Annotated in this window: 19 protein-coding genes; 5 read left to right on the top strand and 14 right to left on the bottom strand. The window is 46.8% G+C overall.

What is annotated here, in order from left to right:
- Window positions 1-10 precede the first annotated feature (10 nt).
- Together HMPREF1254_RS05615 and HMPREF1254_RS05610 are read right to left on the bottom strand one after the other, a co-directional pair.
- Entirely contained in the window at window positions 11-928 is a 918-nt protein-coding gene (locus HMPREF1254_RS05615) for an endonuclease/exonuclease/phosphatase family protein (protein WP_023057692.1), read from the bottom strand.
- A gap of 183 nt (window positions 929-1,111) precedes the next feature.
- Window positions 1,112-3,277, bottom strand: a complete 2,166-nt coding sequence (locus tag HMPREF1254_RS05610; RefSeq protein WP_023057694.1) for a helix-turn-helix domain-containing protein — start codon at window positions 3,275-3,277, stop codon at window positions 1,112-1,114.
- Window positions 3,278-3,549: 272 nt separating this feature from the next.
- Here HMPREF1254_RS05610 and HMPREF1254_RS05605 point away from each other — a divergent pair, with 272 nt between their 5' ends.
- Together HMPREF1254_RS05605 and mutY are read left to right on the top strand one after the other, a co-directional pair.
- Window positions 3,550-4,035, top strand: a complete 486-nt coding sequence (locus HMPREF1254_RS05605) for a ferritin (protein WP_023057676.1) — start codon at window positions 3,550-3,552, stop codon at window positions 4,033-4,035.
- Between the two features lie 128 nt (window positions 4,036-4,163).
- Entirely contained in the window at window positions 4,164-5,195 is a 1,032-nt protein-coding gene (mutY, locus tag HMPREF1254_RS05600; RefSeq protein WP_231385812.1) for an A/G-specific adenine glycosylase, read from the top strand.
- On the opposite strand, the gene HMPREF1254_RS12310 is transcribed toward mutY, so the two are convergent.
- The 6 genes from HMPREF1254_RS12310 to HMPREF1254_RS05570 form a co-directional block, all read right to left on the bottom strand.
- Window positions 5,196-5,447, bottom strand: a complete 252-nt coding sequence (locus HMPREF1254_RS12310; RefSeq protein ID WP_023057654.1) for a hypothetical protein — start codon at window positions 5,445-5,447, stop codon at window positions 5,196-5,198.
- A 283-nt stretch (window positions 5,448-5,730) separates the two neighbouring features.
- Complete coding sequence (locus tag HMPREF1254_RS05590; RefSeq protein WP_023057718.1) at window positions 5,731-6,654, bottom strand: sugar phosphate isomerase/epimerase family protein; 924 nt, start codon at window positions 6,652-6,654, stop codon at window positions 5,731-5,733.
- Between the two features lie 12 nt (window positions 6,655-6,666).
- Complete coding sequence (locus HMPREF1254_RS05585) at window positions 6,667-7,551, bottom strand: 3-keto-disaccharide hydrolase (RefSeq protein ID WP_036874883.1); 885 nt, start codon at window positions 7,549-7,551, stop codon at window positions 6,667-6,669.
- Window positions 7,552-7,573: 22 nt separating this feature from the next.
- The gene (locus HMPREF1254_RS05580; protein ID WP_023057710.1) at window positions 7,574-8,416 is read right to left on the bottom strand and encodes a 3-keto-disaccharide hydrolase; all 843 of its coding nucleotides are present in this window, start codon (window positions 8,414-8,416) and stop codon (window positions 7,574-7,576) included.
- A gap of 17 nt (window positions 8,417-8,433) precedes the next feature.
- Window positions 8,434-9,918: a Gfo/Idh/MocA family oxidoreductase gene (locus HMPREF1254_RS05575; RefSeq protein WP_023057649.1), complete on the bottom strand. Its 1,485-nt coding sequence runs from the start codon at window positions 9,916-9,918 to the stop codon at window positions 8,434-8,436.
- Between the two features lie 41 nt (window positions 9,919-9,959).
- A complete protein-coding gene (locus HMPREF1254_RS05570; RefSeq protein WP_023057663.1) occupies window positions 9,960-11,036 on the bottom strand; it encodes a Gfo/Idh/MocA family protein in 1,077 nt (358 codons plus the stop codon).
- 332 nt (window positions 11,037-11,368) lie between these two features.
- Between HMPREF1254_RS05570 and rsmA the strand changes: the two genes are divergently transcribed.
- The 3 genes from rsmA to rsgA all read left to right on the top strand — a co-directional run bounded on the left by rsmA (window position 11,369) and on the right by rsgA (window position 14,086).
- Window positions 11,369-12,178, top strand: a complete 810-nt coding sequence (rsmA, locus tag HMPREF1254_RS05565) for a 16S rRNA (adenine(1518)-N(6)/adenine(1519)-N(6))-dimethyltransferase RsmA (RefSeq protein WP_023057714.1) — start codon at window positions 11,369-11,371, stop codon at window positions 12,176-12,178.
- A 174-nt stretch (window positions 12,179-12,352) separates the two neighbouring features.
- Window positions 12,353-12,913 (top strand): ribosome recycling factor, encoded by a 561-nt coding sequence (frr, locus tag HMPREF1254_RS05560; protein WP_023057641.1) that lies wholly within the window; start codon window positions 12,353-12,355, stop codon window positions 12,911-12,913.
- Between the two features lie 240 nt (window positions 12,914-13,153).
- Entirely contained in the window at window positions 13,154-14,086 is a 933-nt protein-coding gene (rsgA, locus tag HMPREF1254_RS05555; RefSeq protein ID WP_023057646.1) for a ribosome small subunit-dependent GTPase A, read from the top strand.
- A 272-nt stretch (window positions 14,087-14,358) separates the two neighbouring features.
- Here rsgA and HMPREF1254_RS05550 read toward each other — a convergent pair whose 3' ends face one another.
- The 6 genes from HMPREF1254_RS05550 to HMPREF1254_RS05525 all read right to left on the bottom strand — a co-directional run bounded on the left by HMPREF1254_RS05550 (window position 14,359) and on the right by HMPREF1254_RS05525 (window position 22,331).
- Window positions 14,359-14,832, bottom strand: a complete 474-nt coding sequence (locus HMPREF1254_RS05550) for a Dps family protein (RefSeq protein WP_023057695.1) — start codon at window positions 14,830-14,832, stop codon at window positions 14,359-14,361.
- 165 nt (window positions 14,833-14,997) lie between these two features.
- Entirely contained in the window at window positions 14,998-16,557 is a 1,560-nt protein-coding gene (gene ahpF, locus HMPREF1254_RS05545; protein WP_023057700.1) for an alkyl hydroperoxide reductase subunit F, read from the bottom strand.
- Between the two features lie 159 nt (window positions 16,558-16,716).
- Window positions 16,717-17,283 carry an alkyl hydroperoxide reductase subunit C gene (gene ahpC / locus HMPREF1254_RS05540; protein WP_023057672.1) on the bottom strand — a complete coding sequence of 189 codons (567 nt, stop codon included), beginning with the start codon at window positions 17,281-17,283 and terminating at the stop codon, window positions 16,717-16,719.
- Window positions 17,284-18,463: 1,180 nt separating this feature from the next.
- On the bottom strand, window positions 18,464-19,777 hold the full coding sequence (locus HMPREF1254_RS11465; RefSeq protein ID WP_023057639.1) for a BACON domain-containing protein: 1,314 nt from the start codon (window positions 19,775-19,777) through the stop codon (window positions 18,464-18,466).
- Between the two features lie 10 nt (window positions 19,778-19,787).
- Entirely contained in the window at window positions 19,788-21,398 is a 1,611-nt protein-coding gene (locus tag HMPREF1254_RS11460) for a DUF4302 domain-containing protein (RefSeq protein WP_023057626.1), read from the bottom strand.
- A 12-nt stretch (window positions 21,399-21,410) separates the two neighbouring features.
- Entirely contained in the window at window positions 21,411-22,331 is a 921-nt protein-coding gene (locus HMPREF1254_RS05525) for a zinc-binding metallopeptidase (RefSeq protein WP_036891108.1), read from the bottom strand.
- Window positions 22,332-22,355: the final 24 nt, after the last annotated feature.

Raw genomic sequence — 22,355 nt, 5'->3', positions numbered from 1 at the left:
CAAACGGCTTCTACTTCTGATAATTCAACTTGACCATCACCGGATAATGGTCAGAAGGCAAGCGATGTACATACTGACGGAAGTTCAACTCCTGTGGCGCAGCACCTTCTTTGCTTACCTCACGGCTGTTTCCCTCAGTCCAATAGCCATTGGTCAAAATGCCATATTGGTTCACTTGGAACTTGTTGGAAACAAAAACGTGGTCGATGCGACTGTCTGTCATCAAGGAAGGGTTGAAACCCTGGAACGTTCCATTCTCGGCAAAGCGCATTCTGGCGGCGGTGTATGAATCCTTCAGGAGACCCGACCGGGTGAAAATTTGGTAAATCTCGTCATGCTGATCAACGTTAAAGTCGCCGGTGAGAATGACAGGCGCGTTGCTGCCCGCAATCTCTTTGATTTTCCTTACAACCAGTTTAGCGGCCTCCCTGCGGGCCACCACGCCCACATGATCCATGTGAAGATTGAAGAAATAAAACTTCAACCCGGTCTTCACGTCCCTGAACTTACCCCAGGTGCAGATGCGGATGCAGGCCGCGTCCCAGCCCAAAGCGGGCTTGTACGGCGTTTCATTCAACCAGAAGTTGCCGCTGTCCAGACGCTTGAGTTTGTCTTTCTTGTAGAAAATGGCCGAATACTCACCAGCCTCTTTGCCATCATCGCGCCCCACGCCGATGCAATCGTATCCGTCCAGTCCCCGTTTCAAATCGCGCAGCTGCCCCACGAGCACCTCTTGCGTGCCGAAGACGTCGGGCTGCTCAAAATTCATCATGTCGCATATCACCTGGCATCGCTTGGGCCATGCGTTGCCATCCTTGCGGTCGTCGGGATTGTCATAGCGAATGTTGTAGGTTCCTACGAACAGGTGTTGCGAACTTACGCATAGCGTTACTGCCAGAAACAGGAGTGTGAGTGTGTACTTTTTCATTGTCCAAGTGTTTAAAAGATTATTTTCTAAGTGGTACAAAAGTAGAGATTATTCATGGAAACGGCAAGGCGTTTAACGCATTTTCACCCGAGAATCAAGCTGCTGGCAACATCGCAAAGCATTCAACATGTTGCTGTCACGGTTGATGTATTGCCGCCGTCAGGCTGCCACGACAGTCTGTCTTTACGATTTGCCGCAGAGCGCAGCCGTCACCAGGCTAATCTCTTCAAACGTAACGTCGGGCGCGCAGAGAGCCTTGATGGCCGTCTTTCCGTTGTCGAGCCCCACCTTCTCAATGACCTGCCGGATGTTTTGAAGGTGTTTCCCGTCTATCAATTGCAGCAACTCAATGTCGCCTTGGCGGACAAAATGGCCCAGATGCGTGTATATGGTGCTGACGGCCAGCTGCCGTTCAGCCGCTATTTGAGCAGGCGACAGGCCACTCTTGTAAAGTCGGAAGGTGACGTCTTTCGTTTTCTCTTTCTTCTTTTTGGGTGCCTTCTGCGCCTTCGAGCGGCTTTTGGCATGCGGTGTGAGCTCGTCCATGGCCGCCAAGAGTGCTTCTTGCTTGGCCTTGAGGTAGCCTTGGGCGGTAAACCCGTTTTGAACGACGTACCCGAGCAAGAACGTTTTGGCCAGATACTGCTCGCGCAAATCAGCGAGACAGGTGTTCAGACGGCGCACGGCCAGCTTGTTGTTCGACGTGACATCCTGCGACTGCTCAAGGACATCACCCAGATACTGCTTCAACGTCTTGCGGAAATAGCCGGCTCCCGCCACCACTCTTTCCAGGAATTGAGGGTCACGCAGCTGCGCTGCCGTCAACCGGCCGATATGCGAAGTCCACCTGTATGCGATGACGTTCACCTTGTCTTGCAAGGCCTTGACGGTAGACTTGTGTATCAGCGTGAGCTTTGGATAGGCGTGAAAGAACTCGATGAACAGGCGGCACAGCATGTCTTCGGCCCGCCATAGGTCTAAGAAACTGAAGAGTTCGATGAGCTGATGACGCTCGTACTCATCCTTGAGCTGGGGCAATTGCTCGATGCTTCTCTGCGCCTCATCCTCCTGCTGGCGGATGTACGACGCGACACGTTCATCGTTCATCACCGCACGCGCGGGGATGGGCGACGCCAAGACCAATCCTTCCAGACTTCTACAACGGCTCAAAGCCACATACACCTGTCCTGAGGCAAACGACGAAGCGGCGTCGATGATGGCATGATCGAAAGTGAGTCCCTGACTCTTGTGGATGGTGATGGCCCATGCCAGGCGCAGGGGATATTGGCTGAAGGTGCCTTGTACCTTGGGTTCTATCTCCTTGGTCTGCTCATTGATCTGGTAGGTGGTGTTCTCCCACGTCTGTCTTTCCACTAAGATAGACTGTTCATCGCCTGGGCAGAGCACTTCGACATGGTCATCATCCAGATACACGACACGACCGATGCGGCCGTTGTAATACCGCCGTTCCGACGAACCGTCGTTCTTGATGAACATCACCTGAGCGCCAACTTTTAAGGTGAGCGACTCGCTGGTGGGGTAAGAGTACTCTGGGAAGTTGCCTTCGACGGTGGCTTTGTATTGATAAGTTTTGGTGATTAGGCTGTTCAGCTCGCGGTTGTTGTAGCTGTCGGCCATGCTGTTGTGCGTGGTCAGCAGGATGTATCCATCGTCCTGCCGGGGACGGAACGTTGGGTCGCAGCGGCTGTTGAGCAAGTCAAGGTCATGCTGTGTCAACTGATTGTCGCGCAAATGGTTGAGGATGTTCAAGAAAGCCGAATCCTGCTGTCGGTACACCTTTTGCAACTGCAGGGTGACATAGGGCGTTTGTTGCAGGGCATGGCTGCCAAAGAAATAAGGCGTGTCATAGTATGGGCGCAGCAACTCCTCATCGGCAGGCGTGACGACGGGTGTCAACTGTTGCAAGTCGCCAATCATCAACAGCTGCACACCGCCAAACGGTCGGTCGCGTTGACGATACCTTCTGAGCACCGCGTCAATGGCATCGAGCAGGTCACTGCGCACCATACTGATTTCATCGATGACGAGCATGTCGAGCGTACGGATGATTTTGCGCTTCTCCCTGCCAAAATCATATCGATTTTGCACCACGGCATTGGGCACGAAGGGTGACAACGGCAGCTGAAAGAATGAGTGGATGGTGACGCCTCCGGCATTGATGGCAGCCACACCCGTGGGCGCAACCACCACCATACGCTTGTTGCTGCGCTCCTTGACCTTCTTCAAGAATGTGGTTTTACCTGTTCCCGCCTTTCCCGTGAGGAAGATGCACTGGGCGGTATGTTCCACAAATTCCCACGCAAGTTCCAATTCTCTGTTCTGTTCCATTATCAATTTTCTGCTTTGGCTGTATGCGGCATGATGCCTACGAATGTCACAAAGGTACGCAAAAAAGCAGTACCCGGCAAGCCCTGTCAGCTTGATAATCTTGACGGAATAAATGGGTGGCTACACAAATCTTGTCATGAAAGCATTGCACAACAGATGTTAATATAGTTTACAAATATGACAAAATAATAAAAATAATACCAAAGACACGCTTTTCTGCATTTTTATTAGTAAATTTGCATATAGAATGTTTCACTAAATAATTAAAGAATATGATTTCAAACACATTGCAAGAAGCTTTAAACAATCAGATTGTTGAAGAGATTTTTTCAGCCAATCTATATCTTTCCATGTCTTTCTACTTAGAGAAAGAGGGCTTTGACGGTTTCTCCAACTGGATGAAAAGGCAATCGGAAGAGGAGATGGACCACGCCTTCCAGATGGCAAACTACATCATCAAGCGCGGCGGTGAGGCCATCGTCAACCAGATACCCGCGGTAAAGCAAACGTGGACCAGCCCGCTGGATGCCTTCGAAGACGCCTACAAGCACGAATGCCACATCAGCGAACTGATTAACACCTTGCTTGACAAGGCTGTGAAAGAGAACGACAAGGCCACCGAGGATTTCCTCTGGCAGTTTGTGCGCGAGCAGGTGGAAGAAGAAGCTACCGCCAGCAGTATCGTAGACCGTATCACGCGTATGGGCGACACGGCCATCTTCAACCTTGACCAACAATACGGCTCACGCGTGAAGTAGACCCTACACATGTAATGTAACATAGAAGAGATTATCAATCCTGCGTAGGGATGATAATCTCTTTTTCTGTCACTAAGCTGTGGCTCTGCAAGCCACACCAACAGCACGAAAAGCAAAATCACCAACGAATGAAGAAAGAAAACGACATGGGGAGCAGCCCTTTCACACTGGCCTTGCTACGCTGGTTCAACGAGAACGGGCGCAGCATGCCATGGCGCGAGACAACCGACCCATACGCCATCTGGATTAGTGAGGTGATTTTGCAGCAGACGCGCATACAGCAAGGCTGGGCCTACTGGGAGCGTTTCATGGCTCGTTTCCCGAAAGTGGAAGATTTGGCAGCGGCTTCCGAGGACGAGGTGCTGCGTCTATGGCAGGGATTGGGCTACTACAGCAGGGCACGAAACCTACATCATGCCGCCAAACAAGTGGTGGGGTTGGGACATTTTCCCAACACGATGGATGGGCTGAAGGCCCTGAAAGGCGTGGGCGACTATACGGCTGCGGCCATTGGCTCGATAGCCTTCGGACTGCCTGTGGCGGTAGTTGATGGAAACGTATATCGGGTGTTGGCACGGCATTACGGCGTCTCTACCCCCATCAACACCACCGAAGGCAAGAAAGAATTTGCCGCTTTGGCGCAGTCGTTGTTGCCCGTAGCTGAGCCATCGGCCTACAACCAGGCCATCATGGACTTCGGAGCGATACAGTGTACACCCACATCGCCTCGATGCTTGATATGTCCTTTGGCGGAAACATGCGTAGCTCTGCGGACAGGAAAGGTTGAAGAACTGCCCATCAAACTGAAGACTTTGAAAATTAAGACGCGTCAATTAGTATATGTATATGTGCGATGGCAAGGAAAAACAGCCATTCATCGCCGAGCGGCCGGTGACATTTGGCAGGGCCTGTGGGAACCGTTGCTCTATGAAAACGAAGAACTACCCGACTTCCACGGACAGCTATTGCTGCTGAAAAAAGGTGTGAAGCATGTGCTGACGCACCGCATCCTGCAGGCTGACTTTTACCTGTTGGAAACCGATGAACAACCGACATTGCCCGATGACTACATCTGGGTGGAAAAAAGTGATCTGGACCAATATGCCTTGCCACGCCTCATCGAACTGTTGTTGGAATCTCTTCCAGACAACGACACCTAATCACGGAGCGGCAACAGCAGTATCCATCTTAATTTCTTCTACCTTCTTAACAAGTTTTGTACTGTCTTTTCCCATCACAAAAACAATGCGAACCACCCGGCCGTAGTCTGCGCTACCCATTACCTTCAAAGGCCGTTTCTTGCCAAAGAGCATGGTATCGCGTTGCGATGGATAAGAGATGAGTTGTAGTTTGTCACGGGTTGAGCCTTCACCGATGATGAAGATGTCCACACTGTCTTTCGCTTTCGACATTTTTCTTTTTGCTGTTGTTTCAAAACGGCCGTGTCGATTGGCTCGAAGACCTCGGCTGCTACCGTGTCACCCAAATCTTGTGAAGGCGCAAACTTGCAAGAAGTGGAGAATCCTAAGACAAATAGGAAGGCGGGAAAAAAGAGTAATAGTTTTTTCATTTGTTAAGAATGTGCAGGATAGAACATTTGTCAGCATCCGCAAACAAGAACAAACGCAAAGATAAAAAATAAATCCCGGATTCTTCATTGAACCCGGGATTTTATTGGATACATAACCAATTAGGTTATTGCTTTGTATAAGTTCGCTTAACAAACGGGGCTTTTTGAATGTATCGAGCGCAAAGTCTGGCACCCTCCATGATATTCATTCCAGCCTCAGTTCCTTCCATTTCGACAACGAAATCTTGCAAACCGGCCTTGTCTGCGTATTTAAAGATACCGTCAAAGCCTACCATGCCACTCTCTCCGAGCACATACTTGTCTTTGATGTGGAGCATCTTAAAACGTCCAGGATGTTTTCGGAACCACTCCGTAGGACTTTGCTGCGCCATCATGGCCCAATACACGTCCATTTGGAAGAACACATATTCAGGGTTGGTGTGGCTCACAAAGTACTCGTACCAATTTTGTCCTTCCACCTTGGTGAACTCGTGTGAATGGCTGTGATAACCATAAAGAAGACCTGCAGCTCTACACTTTTTACCAATTTCGTTGTGATAATCACAAAGTGTCTGGGCATCTTTGAGTGTTTTTGGAACAGATGCCCAAGGCGTTACGATATACTTCATGCCCGCAGCCTTATGGGCTTTGATTGCCTCGTCCCACCACTTCAACGCTGCTGTGAAATCATGATTCTTCAATTCTTGGTCACTCAATGCACGAGTAGCATGTGAAGAAATGGGCTTGAGGCCTGCCGCCTCAACATCTTTACGATATTGTTCGGGAGACACTCCATAGAACTTACCGTCACCATAGTGAGCTGCTTCAACACCTGTATAACCCATAGCCTTAAGACGTTTGAACACGTCAACATGGTTTTTGGCATACTTATCGGCGTCACCGAGCACCTCACGAATGGAATAAAGCTGTAGAGCCATTTCTTTCTGAGGTAACACTCGACGCTGCATTTTACCGCGTCGCTGTGCGAAAGTGGCCGTACTGCCAAGAAGCATCAAGGCAATAAGTGATAAAACTATCTTATTTTTCATGTCGTTCTTGATTTAGTCTGTAATCTTAATGCGTATATTTCGATACCAAACATCGTCTCCGTGATCTTGGAAGCCGATATATCCTTCATGCTTGTCACCACCCATATTCTTCAATAGCTTGTAAGCAATGGGGAATTCACCATCCTCTTTGAACTTGCTGTTCTTCAACATTTCGTTCCATTTTGGTGTCCACAAGTGGTATTCCACAACGTTTTTACCATTCTGAGCGTGGATAACAGTACCCTTGAAAACGGTGATTTTACCCTTATTCCACTCACCGAATGGTTTCGCATTCTGTGGTTTGGCTGGAATCATGTCATACAAGGAAGCCGACTGACGATTGCCATCGACACCAAGTTTGGCATCTTCGTGGTTGGCATTGTCAAGTACTTGATATTCTGAAGCTGACTGCCAGATAGGAAGATATTCGTCCTTGCCATCAACATTCGTCGTAACTTCTTGTGCTAAATAGAACACACCAGAGTTACCTCCCTTTGATATTTTGTATTCAAACTCAAATTCGAAGTTCTTGAACTTATGTGCGAAGATTAAATCACCTCCGCCTTCCATCTGAGCTTCACCTGTGCCTGAACCCACCAAGTGGATAGCACCGTCTTCTACATTCCAGCTTGCAGGAGCCGTATCCTTGCCATATCCGCGCCATCCATTCAAAGTTTTGCCATCAAACAACGTGATGAAGCCATCCTTGTCTACTGGGAATTTGCTCAAATCGACGTTCTGCTTGTCAGCTACTTTAAAGTCTAAAGCACCGGCAGCGACAGCTGTAGAGTCGGCATTGTCACAACATTGCTTACATCCACAATTACACTTTTTATTATTTCCGCAAGATATGAATAGCAAAGAAGCTATTGCTAATGTTGATAATGTGTATTTCATCATTCTGTATTTTAATTGGTTATTATAATTCTTTCACACGAATGTTACGGAACCAAACATCGTTTCCGTGGTCTTGTATACCAATCAATCCTTCACGGTTAGCACCTCCACAGTCGTTGAGGAACCTGAAAGCAATGGGCCATGCCTTTTCACTGAACTTGCTCTTCTGCAAGAGTTCGGTCCATTCGGGTGTCCACAATTTGTACTGCAATACCTGAACGCCGTTTTGGAAATGTGTAACTATACCGTTCAATACACGGATTTTTACATGGTTCCACTGTCCATAAGGTTTTGCATTCTGTGGTTTAGCTGGAATCATGTCGTAAAGCGATGAAGATTTACGATTGCCGTCAACGCCCAATTTTGCGTCTGGATGGTTCTCATTATCGAGAACTTGGCACTCGGGACAGGAGATATAGATAGGTTGTAGCTCACCCTTCTCATTGACAGTTTCTTGTGCCAAGTAGAAAATTCCAGAGTTAGCACCCTTTCCAACCTTCCATTCCATGTCCAATTCAAAGTTCTTGAACTTGTGTGCAAACACCAAGTCGCCACCTTCTTTGCCTTTAGACTCAGGACTCTCGTTGCCGATAAAGTGAATGGAACCATTATCAACAACCCAGCGTGAAGGCACGTATGTCTTGCCATAGCCACGCCAACCCCTCAACGTTTTGCCGTCAAAGATGTTGATAAAACCTTTTTTGTCAACCTTGAAAGTATGCTTTTCCCACTTCTCAGGGCCTTGAAAGCCTTGCGAGAAATACAATGTAACCGCTCCTTTGTTGGCATAGTTTGATTTTGGTGTTGCCGCCGAAGCGTTCAACACCAAAAAGCAACATGCAACAGTACATAACAATTGTTTCATGTTTAATCCTATTTCTTTTATACGTTAGGCATTTCAGGAAGTTTCCAACCTTGGCGATATACTGGTTTGATGAGGCGCTCTGCCCATTCATTAGCATTAACCGGATTGGTATATGTACGGTCGAACGTAGGATGACCGTCGTGAATTTCAAACTTATCCTCAATGACACTACGCAAAGTTGCATTTGCCGGGATGTTGGTGAAGCGCATGTTCTTAGCATCATACTTCAGCCACTGGCCAAGGTCTTGCAGACGAACAGCAGCACAACCCAAGACAATTGCTTCGTTCATAGGAGCCGCGAACTTGAAATCTGACTCGCACGGAATACGGTTCTCTGGACTTTCTTTACAAGCTCTGATCCAGTCTTGCTCGTGATTATCGTTCTTAACAATACGGTTTAGTTCTGGTACAACCGGCTTTCTGCCAGACAACAAGTAAGGATCATAACCGTAGCACTCTGCAACCAACGTATCTTTTGAACCATAGAAGATACAGCAGCCGTCAGCTCTTAACTTCTTGCCTTGAGGCATTCCATCTGGATATTGTGGGATAAGACCACCGTCATACCATGCCAACTCAACCTCTGGGAGAGCCAATTTAGGCATGTTTTCACGGGCAGCAAAGCGATAAGTAATCTTTTCTGCAGACGGACAAGAGTCGGTCATCAACATGGTTGAGCTGCCAATCAATTCAGAAGGCGCGCCAAGGTTCAATCCCTTGAAGGCAACCTGCAAGATATGGTTAGCCATATCACCTAAGGCTCCTGATCCAAAGTCCCACCATCCACGGAAGTTCCATGGTGTATAGGCAGCATTAAAATCACGGTATTGCGCCGGACCGATAAAGGCATCCCAATTCATGGTCGAAGGAATAGCCATCTTCTCTGTAGGAGTTGGCATTCCTTGTGGCCAGATAGGACGGTTTGTAAAGGCTTCAATGCGCCTTACCTCACCAATTTCACCGTTCCAAATCCAGTTCAATGCCTGACGAGCACCACTACTGGAAGCACCTTGGTTACCCATCTGGGTTGCCACCTTATATTTCTTTGCGAGCGCAGCCAGCAAGCGGGATTCGTAAGGATAGAGTGTCATTGGCTTCTCTACATATACATGTTTGCCTGCTGTAATGGCATCGGCGCAAATAATGGCGTGTGTATGGTCGGCCGTTGCACACATCACAGCATCTGCACTTTTAAGCATCTCGTCGAACATCTTACGATAATCGTTATAGCGCTTAGCCTTGGGATACTTGTCAAAGACATGTTTAGCATACTTCCAGTCAACATCACAAAGACCAATGATGTTCTCTGTTTCCATTGCACTGAGGTCAGCGGCACCACGTCCGCCGATACCTACACCAAGAATATTCAGTTTGTCACTTGGTGATTTCTTACCGCGCGCCTTACCCAACACCGTGTTAGGTACGATACTGGGTGCTACAATCATTCCCGCCAATGCGGCGCTTCCTCTCTTAAGGAAGTCTCTTCTTGAAATATCTGCCATAATTGTTTAGTTGGTTAATATAGATATAAAATTTAAGTTGATTAAACTTCTGAGTTATTAGGTAACAGTCCATATCCATCGGTCATGTGCCTTCTACGGTACCTGATTTGTTCCAATGTTTCCAAATTTCCGATGGCTGGAAGGTCGTGCTTGGCTGCATCGTCCAGACAGTCCCATGCGAATTTAGATGCGATAGCCGAATCTTTAAAGGTGGGTAGATGAGAGTCACGCACTCCTGTTACTATTGAGTTGGCCATGCGCTCAATGAGCACATCAATATTCTTACCACCGAAAGGTTTTTCAATATGCAGTGTCTCGTTCACACCTCGCACGTCAACGACTGCCGTATGGAAGTCGTGCGTCATGTGAGCAATACCTTTGGTGCCAATAATGTCTATATAAGAATTATGTATCTGATCCTTCGAAAGCTGTCCGTAGACAAAACCTTGCGTGATATCAAACACAATACCGTTTTCAAAGGTGCCATGTACCTGCAACCACCACGGGTCTTTGTAATTCCACATACGAATGCCTTGGGCATGATAGGTCTTGAATTCACTGCCAGCATACCATCGAGCCACATCTACATAATGCATACCACAGTCGTGAAAGCACGGTCCTTCCGACTCATGTCCTTCACCCGGAGCCAAGCCCGGAGTCATGTGACATATACGCAGGATGGCCAAATCACCAATCTCTCCGCTGGCCACTATATCTTTTAACTCGCTGTGATACCAAGAATTGCGCAGGTACATGTTCACCGTACAGATGCCATCGTAATTTTCAGTCATCTGCACACAGGCTTCTTCTGCTTCTACAGTGTCAGCAATAGGTTTCTCTGCTATGATATGTTTTCCTTTGGCGACAGCTAAGGCAATGCGATCTCTACGATCACTTGCAAATGCGCTTAAAACGACGAGCTGTACGTTAGGGTCATCAAAGACCACATCGCTGTTGGTGATAACTTTTGAACTTGGAGACAATTCACGCGCCAATTTACAGCAGTCTTCATTAATGTCACATATATATACTACGTCATATCGGGTGTTCTTTTGAAATTCCTGAAGGTAAAACCTTCCCATTCGACCGAACCCGATAATCGCAACTTTTATTTTCATCCGAAATAATTACCTAAAAGATTTAGATTTATCATACATTAAACTGCTTGCAAATATAGCTAAAAAATAACTGGATTTGGTAGTATTTCTGTTAAAAGATAGTTAATTTTTACTACAGAACAAAGTAAGGAAAGAACAAACAATCACAGTCATCCCCCTATGAGTGGGCCGATACAATTAGCTGTGAATTTATTCTTTTGGGTGATATTTTCACAATCGCATCTATATAATTCATTTTTAATATCTATCTTTGTCCTATTAAAGAGACATGCATGACGGTTCAAACACATAGAGTTGTAGCGCCATACCTGCCTACTGAAAACAACTGACCCATGAAGATAGTAAAACCAAAAAAGAACTTAGGCCAGCACTTTCTTACCGATCTGAGCATTGCCAAGCGCATTGCCGACACCGTGGACACATGCCCAGACATCCCAATCTTGGAGATAGGACCCGGCATGGGCGTGCTGACGCAATACTTAGTGGAGAAGCCTCGGGAAGTGAAAGCGGTCGAGATAGACCGCGAGTCGGTGACTTATCTCAAGGAGAACTTTCCCAAACTGCGTGACAACATCATCGGACAGGACTTCCTGCGCATGGATCTTCAACAGGCGTTCAATGGACGGCAGTTCGTATTGACAGGCAACTATCCGTATGACATCTCCTCCCAAATCTTCTTCAAGATGCTCGATTACAAAGACCTCATCCCCTGCTGCACCGGCATGATACAGCGCGAAGTGGCACAACGCATCGCCTCACAGCCCGGCAACAAGGCGTACGGCATCCTGTCGGTATTGATACAGGCGTGGTATCATGTGGAATATCTGTTCACGGTAGACGAACATGTGTTCAATCCGCCACCCAAAGTGAAGAGTGCGGTCATACGCATGACGCGAAACGAAGTGCGCGACCTGGGCTGCGATGAGACGTTCTTCAAGCGAGTTGTCAAAGCTGTTTTCAACCAGCGCCGCAAGATGTTGCGGGTTAGTCTGCGGCAGCTGTTCCCGGGCGAGGGTGCGTCAGCTGGATTCTATACGGGAGAACTGATGACCAACCGACCCGAGCAACTGACAGTGGCACAGTTCGTAGCATTGACAAACCGAGTGGAAGCCGAGCTGAAGCGACTTCGCCATCAGGGATAACGATGAGCCAAAAAGCCTTCAACCAGCCACGAAAGGCAGCCCCCCTGACTGAAGGAAGCCAACAACGCCACACCTGCCCCGCCCCATGACCAACAACAAATTCCGGCAAACAGTTGCGTATTTCCCTGCAATTCCGTATTTTTGTACAACACTAACACTAATGCAAGAAAAGATATGATTGACGTAAAATCTACATTAAAAAGCGCAGAAGAGCGCATGCAGATGGCTACCATGTTTTTAGAAGAACAGCTGAACCGCATTCGTGCGGGCCGCGCGAACGTAGCTATCTTGGAAGGAGTGATGGTCAGCTCGTACGGTTCCATGGTTCCGCTCAACCAAGTGGCCAACGTTTCGGTACCCGACGCGCGCACCATCGCCATCAAACCATGGGACAGGAAGGCCATTCGTGACATCGAAAAGGCCATCATGGATTCTGACGTGGGCATCACACCAGAGAACAACGGAGAGATTATCCGCCTGGGAATTCCACAGCCTACCGAGGAGCGTCGCCGGGATTTGGTGAAACAGTGCAACAAGATTGGCGAAAAATCGAAGATAGAAGTGCGCAACGTGCGCTCTGAAATCAAAGACAAACTCAAGAAAGCCGTTAAAGACGGACTGCCTGAAGATGCGGAAAAGGACGCCGAGAACGACTTGCAGAAGATTCACGACAAGTTCATCAAGCAGATAGACAGCCTGCTGGATGACAAGACAAAAGAAATCATGACGGTGTAGGGAAGTTGAGTTGATGAGTTTGTAAGTTGATGAGCTGATGAGTTGATAAGTTCATAAGTTTATGAGTTTGTAAGTTGATCAGTTTATTTCGTCACAAACCACTCATCCCTCTGATTACCCACTCCTTTATGAAGAAAGATAAAGATGAAAGTCACAAGACTATCCAACCGCATAAAAGTCTATCCACTCCCCTCTCTTTTGGAGAGGGGCTGGTGGTGAGGCTTTAAACCACATTCATCCATGCACGGCCTCATTATCAAGAACACAGGAAGCTGGTACACCGTCAAGACCGATGACGGGCGCATCGTAGAAAGCAAGGTGAAGGGTAACTTTCGATTGAAAGGTATCCGCAGCACCAGTCCCGTGGCAGTGGGCGACTATGTTGACATCATCATGAACGCCGGGGGAACGGCACTGATCAGCGCCATTGACGACCGCAAGAACTACATCATACGCAAAGCGTCCAACCTCTCCAAGCAAAGCCAAATCATCGCAGCCAACCTCGACCTGGCCCTACTCGTCATCACCATCAAGCAACCGGAAACATCCACTACGTTCATCGACCGTTTCCTTGCCGGGGCCGAAGCCTATCGGGTACCCGTGGTGTTGGTGTTCAACAAGACCGACCTGCTCAACGATGACGAACGCCGCTACCAACAACAAATGGTAGAACTGTACGAAACCATCGGCTATCCGTGTGTGGAAATATCGGCCGAGACGGGCATGGGCATCACGCAGCTGCAATCACTCCTGATACAAAAGGTAACGCTGGTCAGCGGGAATAGCGGCGTTGGCAAGTCAACGCTCATCAACGCCATCATCCCACACGCCGACCAACGTACGGCCGAAATCAGCAACGCGCACGGCACAGGCATGCACACCACCACGTTCAGTGAGATGATAGAACTAACAGAAGGTGGCTACCTGATTGACACACCGGGCATCAAAGGCTTTGGAACCTTTGACATCGAGCGAGAAGAACTGACAAGCTATTTCAAGGAAATCTTCAAATTTTCAAAAGATTGCAGATTCAACAACTGCACTCACACCCACGAGCCTGGCTGTGCGGTGATACAAGCTGTTGAGAATCATTACATCTCCGCAAGCCGCTATCAGAGTTATCTCAACATGTTGGAAGATAAGGATGACAGCAAATACCGCGCGGCCTATTAGCATAAAGCCATCCGGACAGGCTACTCACGCACGGCCCTGTGAAAAGGGATGGCTCCCGCACGGAACACCATCCCTACTGTACGAGAAAAGCGAGACGGCTTTATCTGTACTTTCCTTCAGGCTGAATCTATCTGTCAGTCTTATTGATTTCCGACTTGTTCTATCATAAAAAGAAATCAAAAGATGACAAACATAAATTATATCTGTTACTATATATTTATGGTAACGGTTTACCGTCTCCTCTTTTCATATTTTTCTGCTTGTCGATGCGGTTATGCCAAGTAAGCATTTACCATCCAAACCGCTTTTTCCTGACCTACCAAGAAGTCATCCATTAAAGCAATAGTCACTTCATCGTTGGCCTCTTCGGCTGCTGCAATAATGGCACGTTCTTGAGCAATCAGCACTTTTAACGTGTCTAAAATTAGTTGCATGCCATCAGTATCGGTAACCTTGTCGTTCTCCTCTTGCAAAGAAGCCGCTTTTAGCAGTTCGCTGAAGCGATTTTCTGGTTTACTGTCTAATTGCAGCAAACGTTCTGCAACGCTGTCAATCTTTTCAGCCGTATCGTTGTATTGCTTCTCATATTCTGCATGAAGCTGAAAGAAGCCCTTGCCTTGCACATTCCAATGTAAGCCTCGTAAGTTCATATAGTAAACATGCAAATCGGCAAGCAATTGATTTAATCCCTTAACCACTCCGTTAACTTTGTTCTCGTTTAATCCTGTAATCATTAAATTTTTCATGTTTCTTTTGTTTTTTTATAGTGATACAATTTAGTTAATAGTGTTTACTACTGAAGCCTTTGTGTAATAAACACATAAAAATAAATAGATTTCTTTTTTAGTTTTTCCATAATCATGCAACAGAGCATGATATTGAAGTTCTATCACGAAATATTGAATAAGCCGTCATATTACGCCCCTAATCCTGTCGTCAAAGGCTGAAAGAGCAGCTTTGGCACCTTCACCCATGGCAATCATGATTTGTTTATAAGGTACGTTGGTCACATCTCCTGCGGCATAAACTCCAGGCACGGTAGTCCTACAATAGTTGTCCACCTCTATCTCGTGACGTTGATTCAACGGAAGAGCCTCACGGAAAGGGTCGGCATTGGCCGCCAATCCTATCTGTACGAAGATGCCGTCTACTGCTATGTCACGCTCTTCATCATCGTTGCGGTTCTTCACACGAATGGCGGTTACTTTCTGCCCGTCGCCCACGATGGCCGTAGTTTGTGCCATGGTGAATATTTCCACGTTACCCAAGCTCTTCGCTTTTTCTTGTAAAACGGTGTCAGCCCGTAGGGTCTCACCAAATTCGAGCAAGGTTACCTTTTTGCAGATGCCCGCCAAATCGATGGCCGCTTCCACGCCAGAGTTGCCTCCGCCAACCACTGCCACATGCTTGTTCTTATAGAAAGGACCGTCGCAGTGGGGACAGAAGTGTACACCATGCCCCATATACTTAGCCTCGTCTTGCACGTTGAGCTTTCTCCAACTTGCGCCTGTGGCAATGATGACCGCAGGTGAGATAAATATCTCACCGCCTTTTACATGTACCTGTTTTAGTTTTTCATCAAACAACACCTTGTCAACCCTTCTGTTGTCAAACACGTCTATGGGGTATTCCTTGAGATGTGCGAGGAGATTGTCGGCCATCTTCGCTCCTGTTGTCTTGGGAACGGATATGAAGTTTTCTATGCCAACCGTATCTTTCACCTGTCCACCGATGCGGCTTGCCACGACAGCCACCCGCAAACCCTTGCGTGCGGAATAAATAGCTGCCGACGCTCCGGCGGGTCCACCTCCCACAACTACGACATCGTAACGGCGTTCCACCGGCTCTTGGTTCTCATCCTCTTCGCTGCCAACCATGTCTTCCAGTTTGGTGAGCAGCTCTCCCAAGCTGCCTCGTCCAATGTGCAATAACTCTCCGTTGGCATATACCGTTGGGACAGCTTGAATATTCAAGCGCTCTACCTCGTCTTGAAACAAGGCGCCATCTATCATTTCGTGCGTAATTTTTGGACTAATTAGCGCCATGACATTCAACGCCTGTACCACGTCGGGACAGTTGGTGCAGGTTAACGAGACGTATGTTTGCAGTTTGATGTTTCCCTTTAGACGCTGGATGCGCCTGCAAATGGCATCGTCGGGCAGGTTCTTGCCCTTGCCGTCGGCATTCAGGACAGCCAAAAGAAGCGACGTGAACTCATGACCGTTGGGTATGCCACGAAACATCACGCCTGTTTCTTCATTGTCTTTCAGCAAGGAGAACTGGATGGTCATGTCATCGGTCTCCACAAATTGTGCCTTAAAAAGCTGGGATGTGGAAACAAAGTCGTTGATGAATTCTTTTAGTTCTGCGGCTTTTTCATGTTGCGGATGCGCCGTTACTTTGAAGGTATATTGGTGGGTTAAGTCTTTGAAGACATCTTTAACCTGTTGTAGGATGGTTGTATCTAACATTGTGCTATAACTTATTATGTGAGGGTAGTTTGTTTTTCTTTGCGTTTCTTGCAGAAATGCAAAAGGAATAAAAAAAAGGTAGCTGGAGAAAACAACAACGATACTTGGTTCGCAGGCATTTTCTTTCAGCTACCGGTCAAGTTTGGTTCTTGTATCTTTTTACAGTTTTCCTACCAGGTCGATGCTTGGTTTCAGCGTCTCTTCGCCCTGCTTCCACTTAGCCGGACACACTTCACCGGGGTGAGATTCCACAAACTGTGCTGCTGATACCTTGCGTACCAACTCGTCGGCGTTGCGGCCAATGCTGTTGTCTTGAATCTCTGCAACCTTTATCTTGCCCTCTGGATCTACCAGGAAAGTGCCGCGATAAGCTACACCTTCGTCTTCTTTGTAAACGCCAAAGCCTTTTGCCAACACGGCCAATGGGTCAGCAAGCATGGTGTAGTTAATCTTCTTAATGCTGTCAGATGTGTCGTGCCATGCTTTGTGTACAAAGTGGGTGTCACAACTTACGGAGAACACCTCCACGCCCATCTTCTTTAATTCTTCGTACTTGCCTGCCAAGTCTACCAATTCTGTAGGACAAACAAAAGTGAAGTCGGCCGGGTAGAAGAAGAAGATGGCCCATTTGCCCTTGATGTCTTCGTTAGAAACTGTCTTGAACTCTCCTTGTTGAAATGCCTGAACCTTAAACTCAGGTACTTGTGCGTTGATTATTGATTCCATCTGTATCGTGTTTATTAAATTGTTATGTATCGCAACGAATGCATGACCCGCCGCTTGTAATAATTACAAAGTTAGCGATAAATTGCTGAAAACAAGCAACCAACTGCTGAAACAGCGTGAATTATAACCATAATTATAATATCTACTCCTGACTTAACATTTTTCAACAGTTTATTCCTCATTACTCGCTGCCCCCTCTCGCTTTTAGAAGGATAAAGGGTGGCGCGGGCTGAAACCGCAGCGTCCGCACCCTCGCTAACGGAACGACTCGAAACGGCAACGCTAACGGCACAGGAAGGCACGTCACAACATTCGGTGGGAAGAGGTAACGGGCAAAAGTAAACGGCCCTGCCACGCGGTGACAATCGTGAGCGGGACAAAAAAAGGGGATGGAAGACATGACCACTGGAAACGTCGTGATAAACGCGCAGCGACTGACAAGCAACGAAATATCTTGACAAGCCTTCTGAATACTCGCATATTTGCAACCAAAGGAAGGACTGACCGGAAAAACGCATATTTTGAGCGTTTTCGTATCTCGCTATCATATAAGATGTTACTGATTACTGTCAGGCATCAATCTCCAATAGCATTGCTTTTCATTTTCAAAAGCATGCAGTTTGACCCTCAACCTCTATGCTTTTGCCTCACTATTGCATGTAAATATGAAAGACAAATCATGCAAACAGCACGTTAAAAAGCATGCAATTGCCTCATTTCTTATTTGTTACTTACATTTCAACGCCTCAAAACAAGCTGACAGGTGCCATATTTTTTCTATTTCACAACTTGTAAATTTTGAAATAAATCAACAATCTTGCAAATCTTAGACTCATTTTTCCCATTTAGAATTTACTACAAATGACTTTCACACCCCTATCGATTAGCACACACATCAATGCCCATTAGACTTTCATCACAAAAGCAACTTTCATGCTCATCTACATGCAACCATGCATATAGATGAGCATGCAACATGTAACTACACCTCACACGGAACGTACGGCGACGGGGTCAACGCGCAAGAAGTCAACCTTGGAGCAGCACTTGGGTGTAATAACAAGAACACAGATAGCCACTCTGAGCGACAGATTGAAGGTTGTTTACGGATGCTGTACAATCATAAAGCCTGGCTTGAACAAATTCAAACCAGGCTTTATATAAACAATTTACTCAGCGACTACCTCAAAACCTTACCAATTTCTGATGGAAGTTTACCAGATAGCGTGTGGTTACGAAGCTGCTTTTTCACTTTCTCGAGAACCGCCTGCTTGGAAACTTCGTCTTGATTGGCAGACTTGCCAAATTCGAGAACGGCAGCCTTGGCTGACTTTGGTGTAATCTCCAACATGAAAGGCTTATAATAAAGAGATTCCATGCCCTGGTAACTATTCTTCGCTACCTTATTGGAATTGAAGATAAAGAAGCCCAATGCATTGGCATTGTACTCAGCCGTCGGATCTTTAATCAACTGCTTAATAAGGGCATCATTAAATATGTTGTCACCCATAAAAGCGATTGTTGCGTTTTGTTTATCACTATAGTCAAAGTAGCCAGAGATACTCAACTTAGAATCTGAGCTTGCAAACGCAAAACCTATCTCGTTCTTCAAGAAGGAAGCCAGGTATGCATAATCAACAACACCTGAGAAAACATGGTAGTAATTGTAATACATACCCATGCGTTCACCAGCGTTAATGTCGAAACTCAACGAGCCCTCATCGAGCGTCATAGGTAAAATCCAGTTGGTATCAGGGAAATAAATCAGCAACTGGCCTTTCACTTCAACCACCATCACCTTCTTCACAGAAAACACTTCATCTATGCTTTTCGTATTCTCCGTAATCTTAGACAAATCGTAACCACCCAGATTGTAGGTCTTGTTGACGATGTCTTTCTTCTCTCCTTGACACACATAGATTGAATCTGTATAAGGGCCAGTAGTGTACTTAATGAGGCCAGACCGGATATGTCCCGACTTATTCTCAGACAGTTTGATGTTGATGGCCTCATCACTGATACTTGCCTCTGCCCAATCAAGCCCCTTGATGGAGAGATTAGCCCCTTCATTCTTCACTGGGATGTTGATGGTTCCGGCAGCATCGTTATAAATAAACTGATTAGTCTTACCACCGTATTTGAACATCATTCCACGTTGTTGAACGGTAACCTGCGTGGAATCACCTCCACATTTGATGGTCAATAGTGCCGAACGCCCTTCCAACTTGGCGTTTTTCTTAACGCTCACATCAACCTTGTTGCCGTTGACCACAGCCGAAGCCCATTGGGCATCAACCGACACGGTAGCTGCTGAAGGTGCTTCAAACACCAACGTACCAGTACCGGCAGCAGCCGAGAACACAAGGTTAGAACTGAGTACCTTGACAGAAGACTCGCGAGAATACTCGCTGCCAACTTGATCATGATCGTCGCTACATGCACTAAAAGTCAATGTAAAGACCGCAAGTAGCAGGAAACTATATATTTTCTTCATGTTGCTTTATTTATTTTTCGATCATTTTGATAGATGCTGGTATGGAAGAACGCATTACCTGAGGCATTCTTCCTTCCAGTCCAGAGAAACTCTTGGCAGGCTGCCCCTTGTCCTTCATCTTGACAATGATAGGCGATTCGAACCAGAATAGGAAGCCAGCCATATCTGACAAAGACTTTGGTGTTTCAATCTCAGAAGCAAAGAGTAGCAGTCCTTCAATGGGATAATCATTAACCTTTCCTCCGAAGATGGCATAGGTACCGTCCTTCTCGTCATGCTGGAACGGTGCTGAAATGTAGGCATGGGGGTCCCATGTCCCCTGACTTCTTTCGCCAAACAAGAGAACACCTATCATATAATAGGTAGAGTTGAACTTGCCCAGGTTTCCACCTTGTATTCTCAACGAGCCAGTAGCCTGATCAAAGGCCGCAGGGATGCTGTAAGTCTTTTTATCCTCAAGGTCCATGAAAGTAAACTTCATATCCTTGCCGGATACAGACAGCGATGCCTTTGTCATTTTTTTGTTTCCTTTATTGTCCTTATAAATGAATGCATAGTTGCCAGTCACATCGCCAACCTCACATTGTGTCACGACGAACGATGATTTGTAATTGCCATTCACAACAACGACTTCGGTTGAACGAACGTCGCCAGTAGTGTTTGGAGTCATACTAACAGTCAGGTCGTTTCCGTTGGTCGTCACGTTTACCCAGTCGGCACCCGTAACAAATTTGAATTCACCCAGCTTGGGAATGTTACGATAGGTACGGCTGAAGGCCTCATCATCCGAACCAATGCTCTTAATTTCATCAACGACTGCCTGCGGATTCTGCCAGCCTTTGGCCAAATCTACCTTGTCAGCAACCAATGAGAGTTTTTCCTTGGAGTAAGTCAACTCGGAGACCGATACGCCATTGACCATCAGTGGCTCGTACAATCGCAACCCGTTGTCCGTATAGTTGTAGGCCGTTTTAAGGGTGTCAGTATCCGTTATGATGGTAAGCTGGCGGGCAACAACATCATATTCAAAATGAGCCTTCTTGCTGCCGATAGTGCCATCAGAGCCAATAAGGTTAAAATTATCACCCACGTCTACCACTTTCTTCTGGTAGGCTGCGGCACTCTCTTTCAGGCGACGCATGTACATCACATTCTGTGAGCGCTTGCCATGGAACTTGATGGCATCCTGCCCGATGCTGTCGATAACGAACTCAAAATCACCGCCATAGGCCTCATACAAGCCGGACGAAGGCGTTGCGAAGAAGTGCATCATCGGGCTATAGGTGTCAAAAGACAACTCAGGCCCATTGTTTGTCTTCATGGCATACAGGCAGGTTTCCTTCGCATCTGGATTAATCTCAGATCTCACTTCAGCCTCATCCTTGGTAAACTTCAATGTATAAGTGAAGCCGCCATATTTGCGGTGAGTCTCAGGATAATATTCAAGTACCCAGCCATTCTCAGAACTCATCAACACACGCTGTGCCTCATTCAGGTAGTTTTCCATACGAGCGGCTGATGACTCGTCAAACACATCCTCCTGATCTTTCAAGCACGACTGGAACAGCAGTGCTGAAAGCATCAAGAACAAGCCTGTCAATATTTTATTTGTTTTCATCATGATGGTCTCCTCTTACTTATCTATTTTCAAATCAGTCAAGTTCACATATCCATTGATGACATCCCCCTCACGACGCAGAATCTCATCGCGAAGCGCATCGATATCAATGTTGAATTCATCACGCATGTAGACCCTTACCATCTCCAGCTTCTTGGCAATGTGCTCAGCACCGGGAGTTTTCTTACCTGTCTTAGGATCCTTGGCAGCCTCTGCCATCCACTTTGCCCACTGCTCTGGCGTGTTGGTGACATACATGGACAACATCTCGGCAAAGTCTTCACGAGCCTCCATCTGTGAGTAAGCCGTGATGAAACCACGCTGCAGATAACCCGTCGCTCCTTTTTCCGAGCTCCATGCGTCTCCGATATACAGATTTCCGTTCACCTTCTGGTACTCAGCTGTGTAGTTCTTCGTCTGATTCAAAATGTGCGTGAACTCGTGATGAATGGTACGCAGATAATATGTGTTCAAACTTTCAACCGTTGTAGAAAGTTTATTCAAATGATTTGTTCCGGCCAAGAATATTTTCTTTCCGCCCTCTGCTGTACCCAAAATCATGGTACCATCGTTGCGATACTCAAACTCGCCTGTCGCATAGAATAGCTTGGGGAAGAATGTTCTGGTAAAATCCACACCTGCCACTTGGTCGTATGCCTCGATGCTGGCATATTTCACGATGTGCGCCAGTTTCACAGCTTGCTCATAGTCGGCAGGCACGTTGTAATAGTTCATGTCAGTTTCGTTGTGTTCATACCGATACTTGAACACTATATTATAAGGATCAGTAAAGTTTGCCTTGATCCATTTATCGAAGTCAGTCTGCTTTACGTTTGAGTCAACGATGACACTTTCCGCCTCGAGTTTGTCCTCTGAACAGGAACCAAACCCTAAGCATACAAGGCAAAGCGACGCGCATACTATATATTTTTTCATATACATATTCGAATTTATATTTAT

The organism is Prevotella sp. BV3P1 (genome assembly GCF_000479005.1).
Taxonomy (GTDB): Bacteria; Bacteroidota; Bacteroidia; order Bacteroidales; family Bacteroidaceae; genus Prevotella.
Note: the sequence above shows the minus strand (reverse complement) of the source record. Positions and strands in the feature narration are given on the sequence as shown.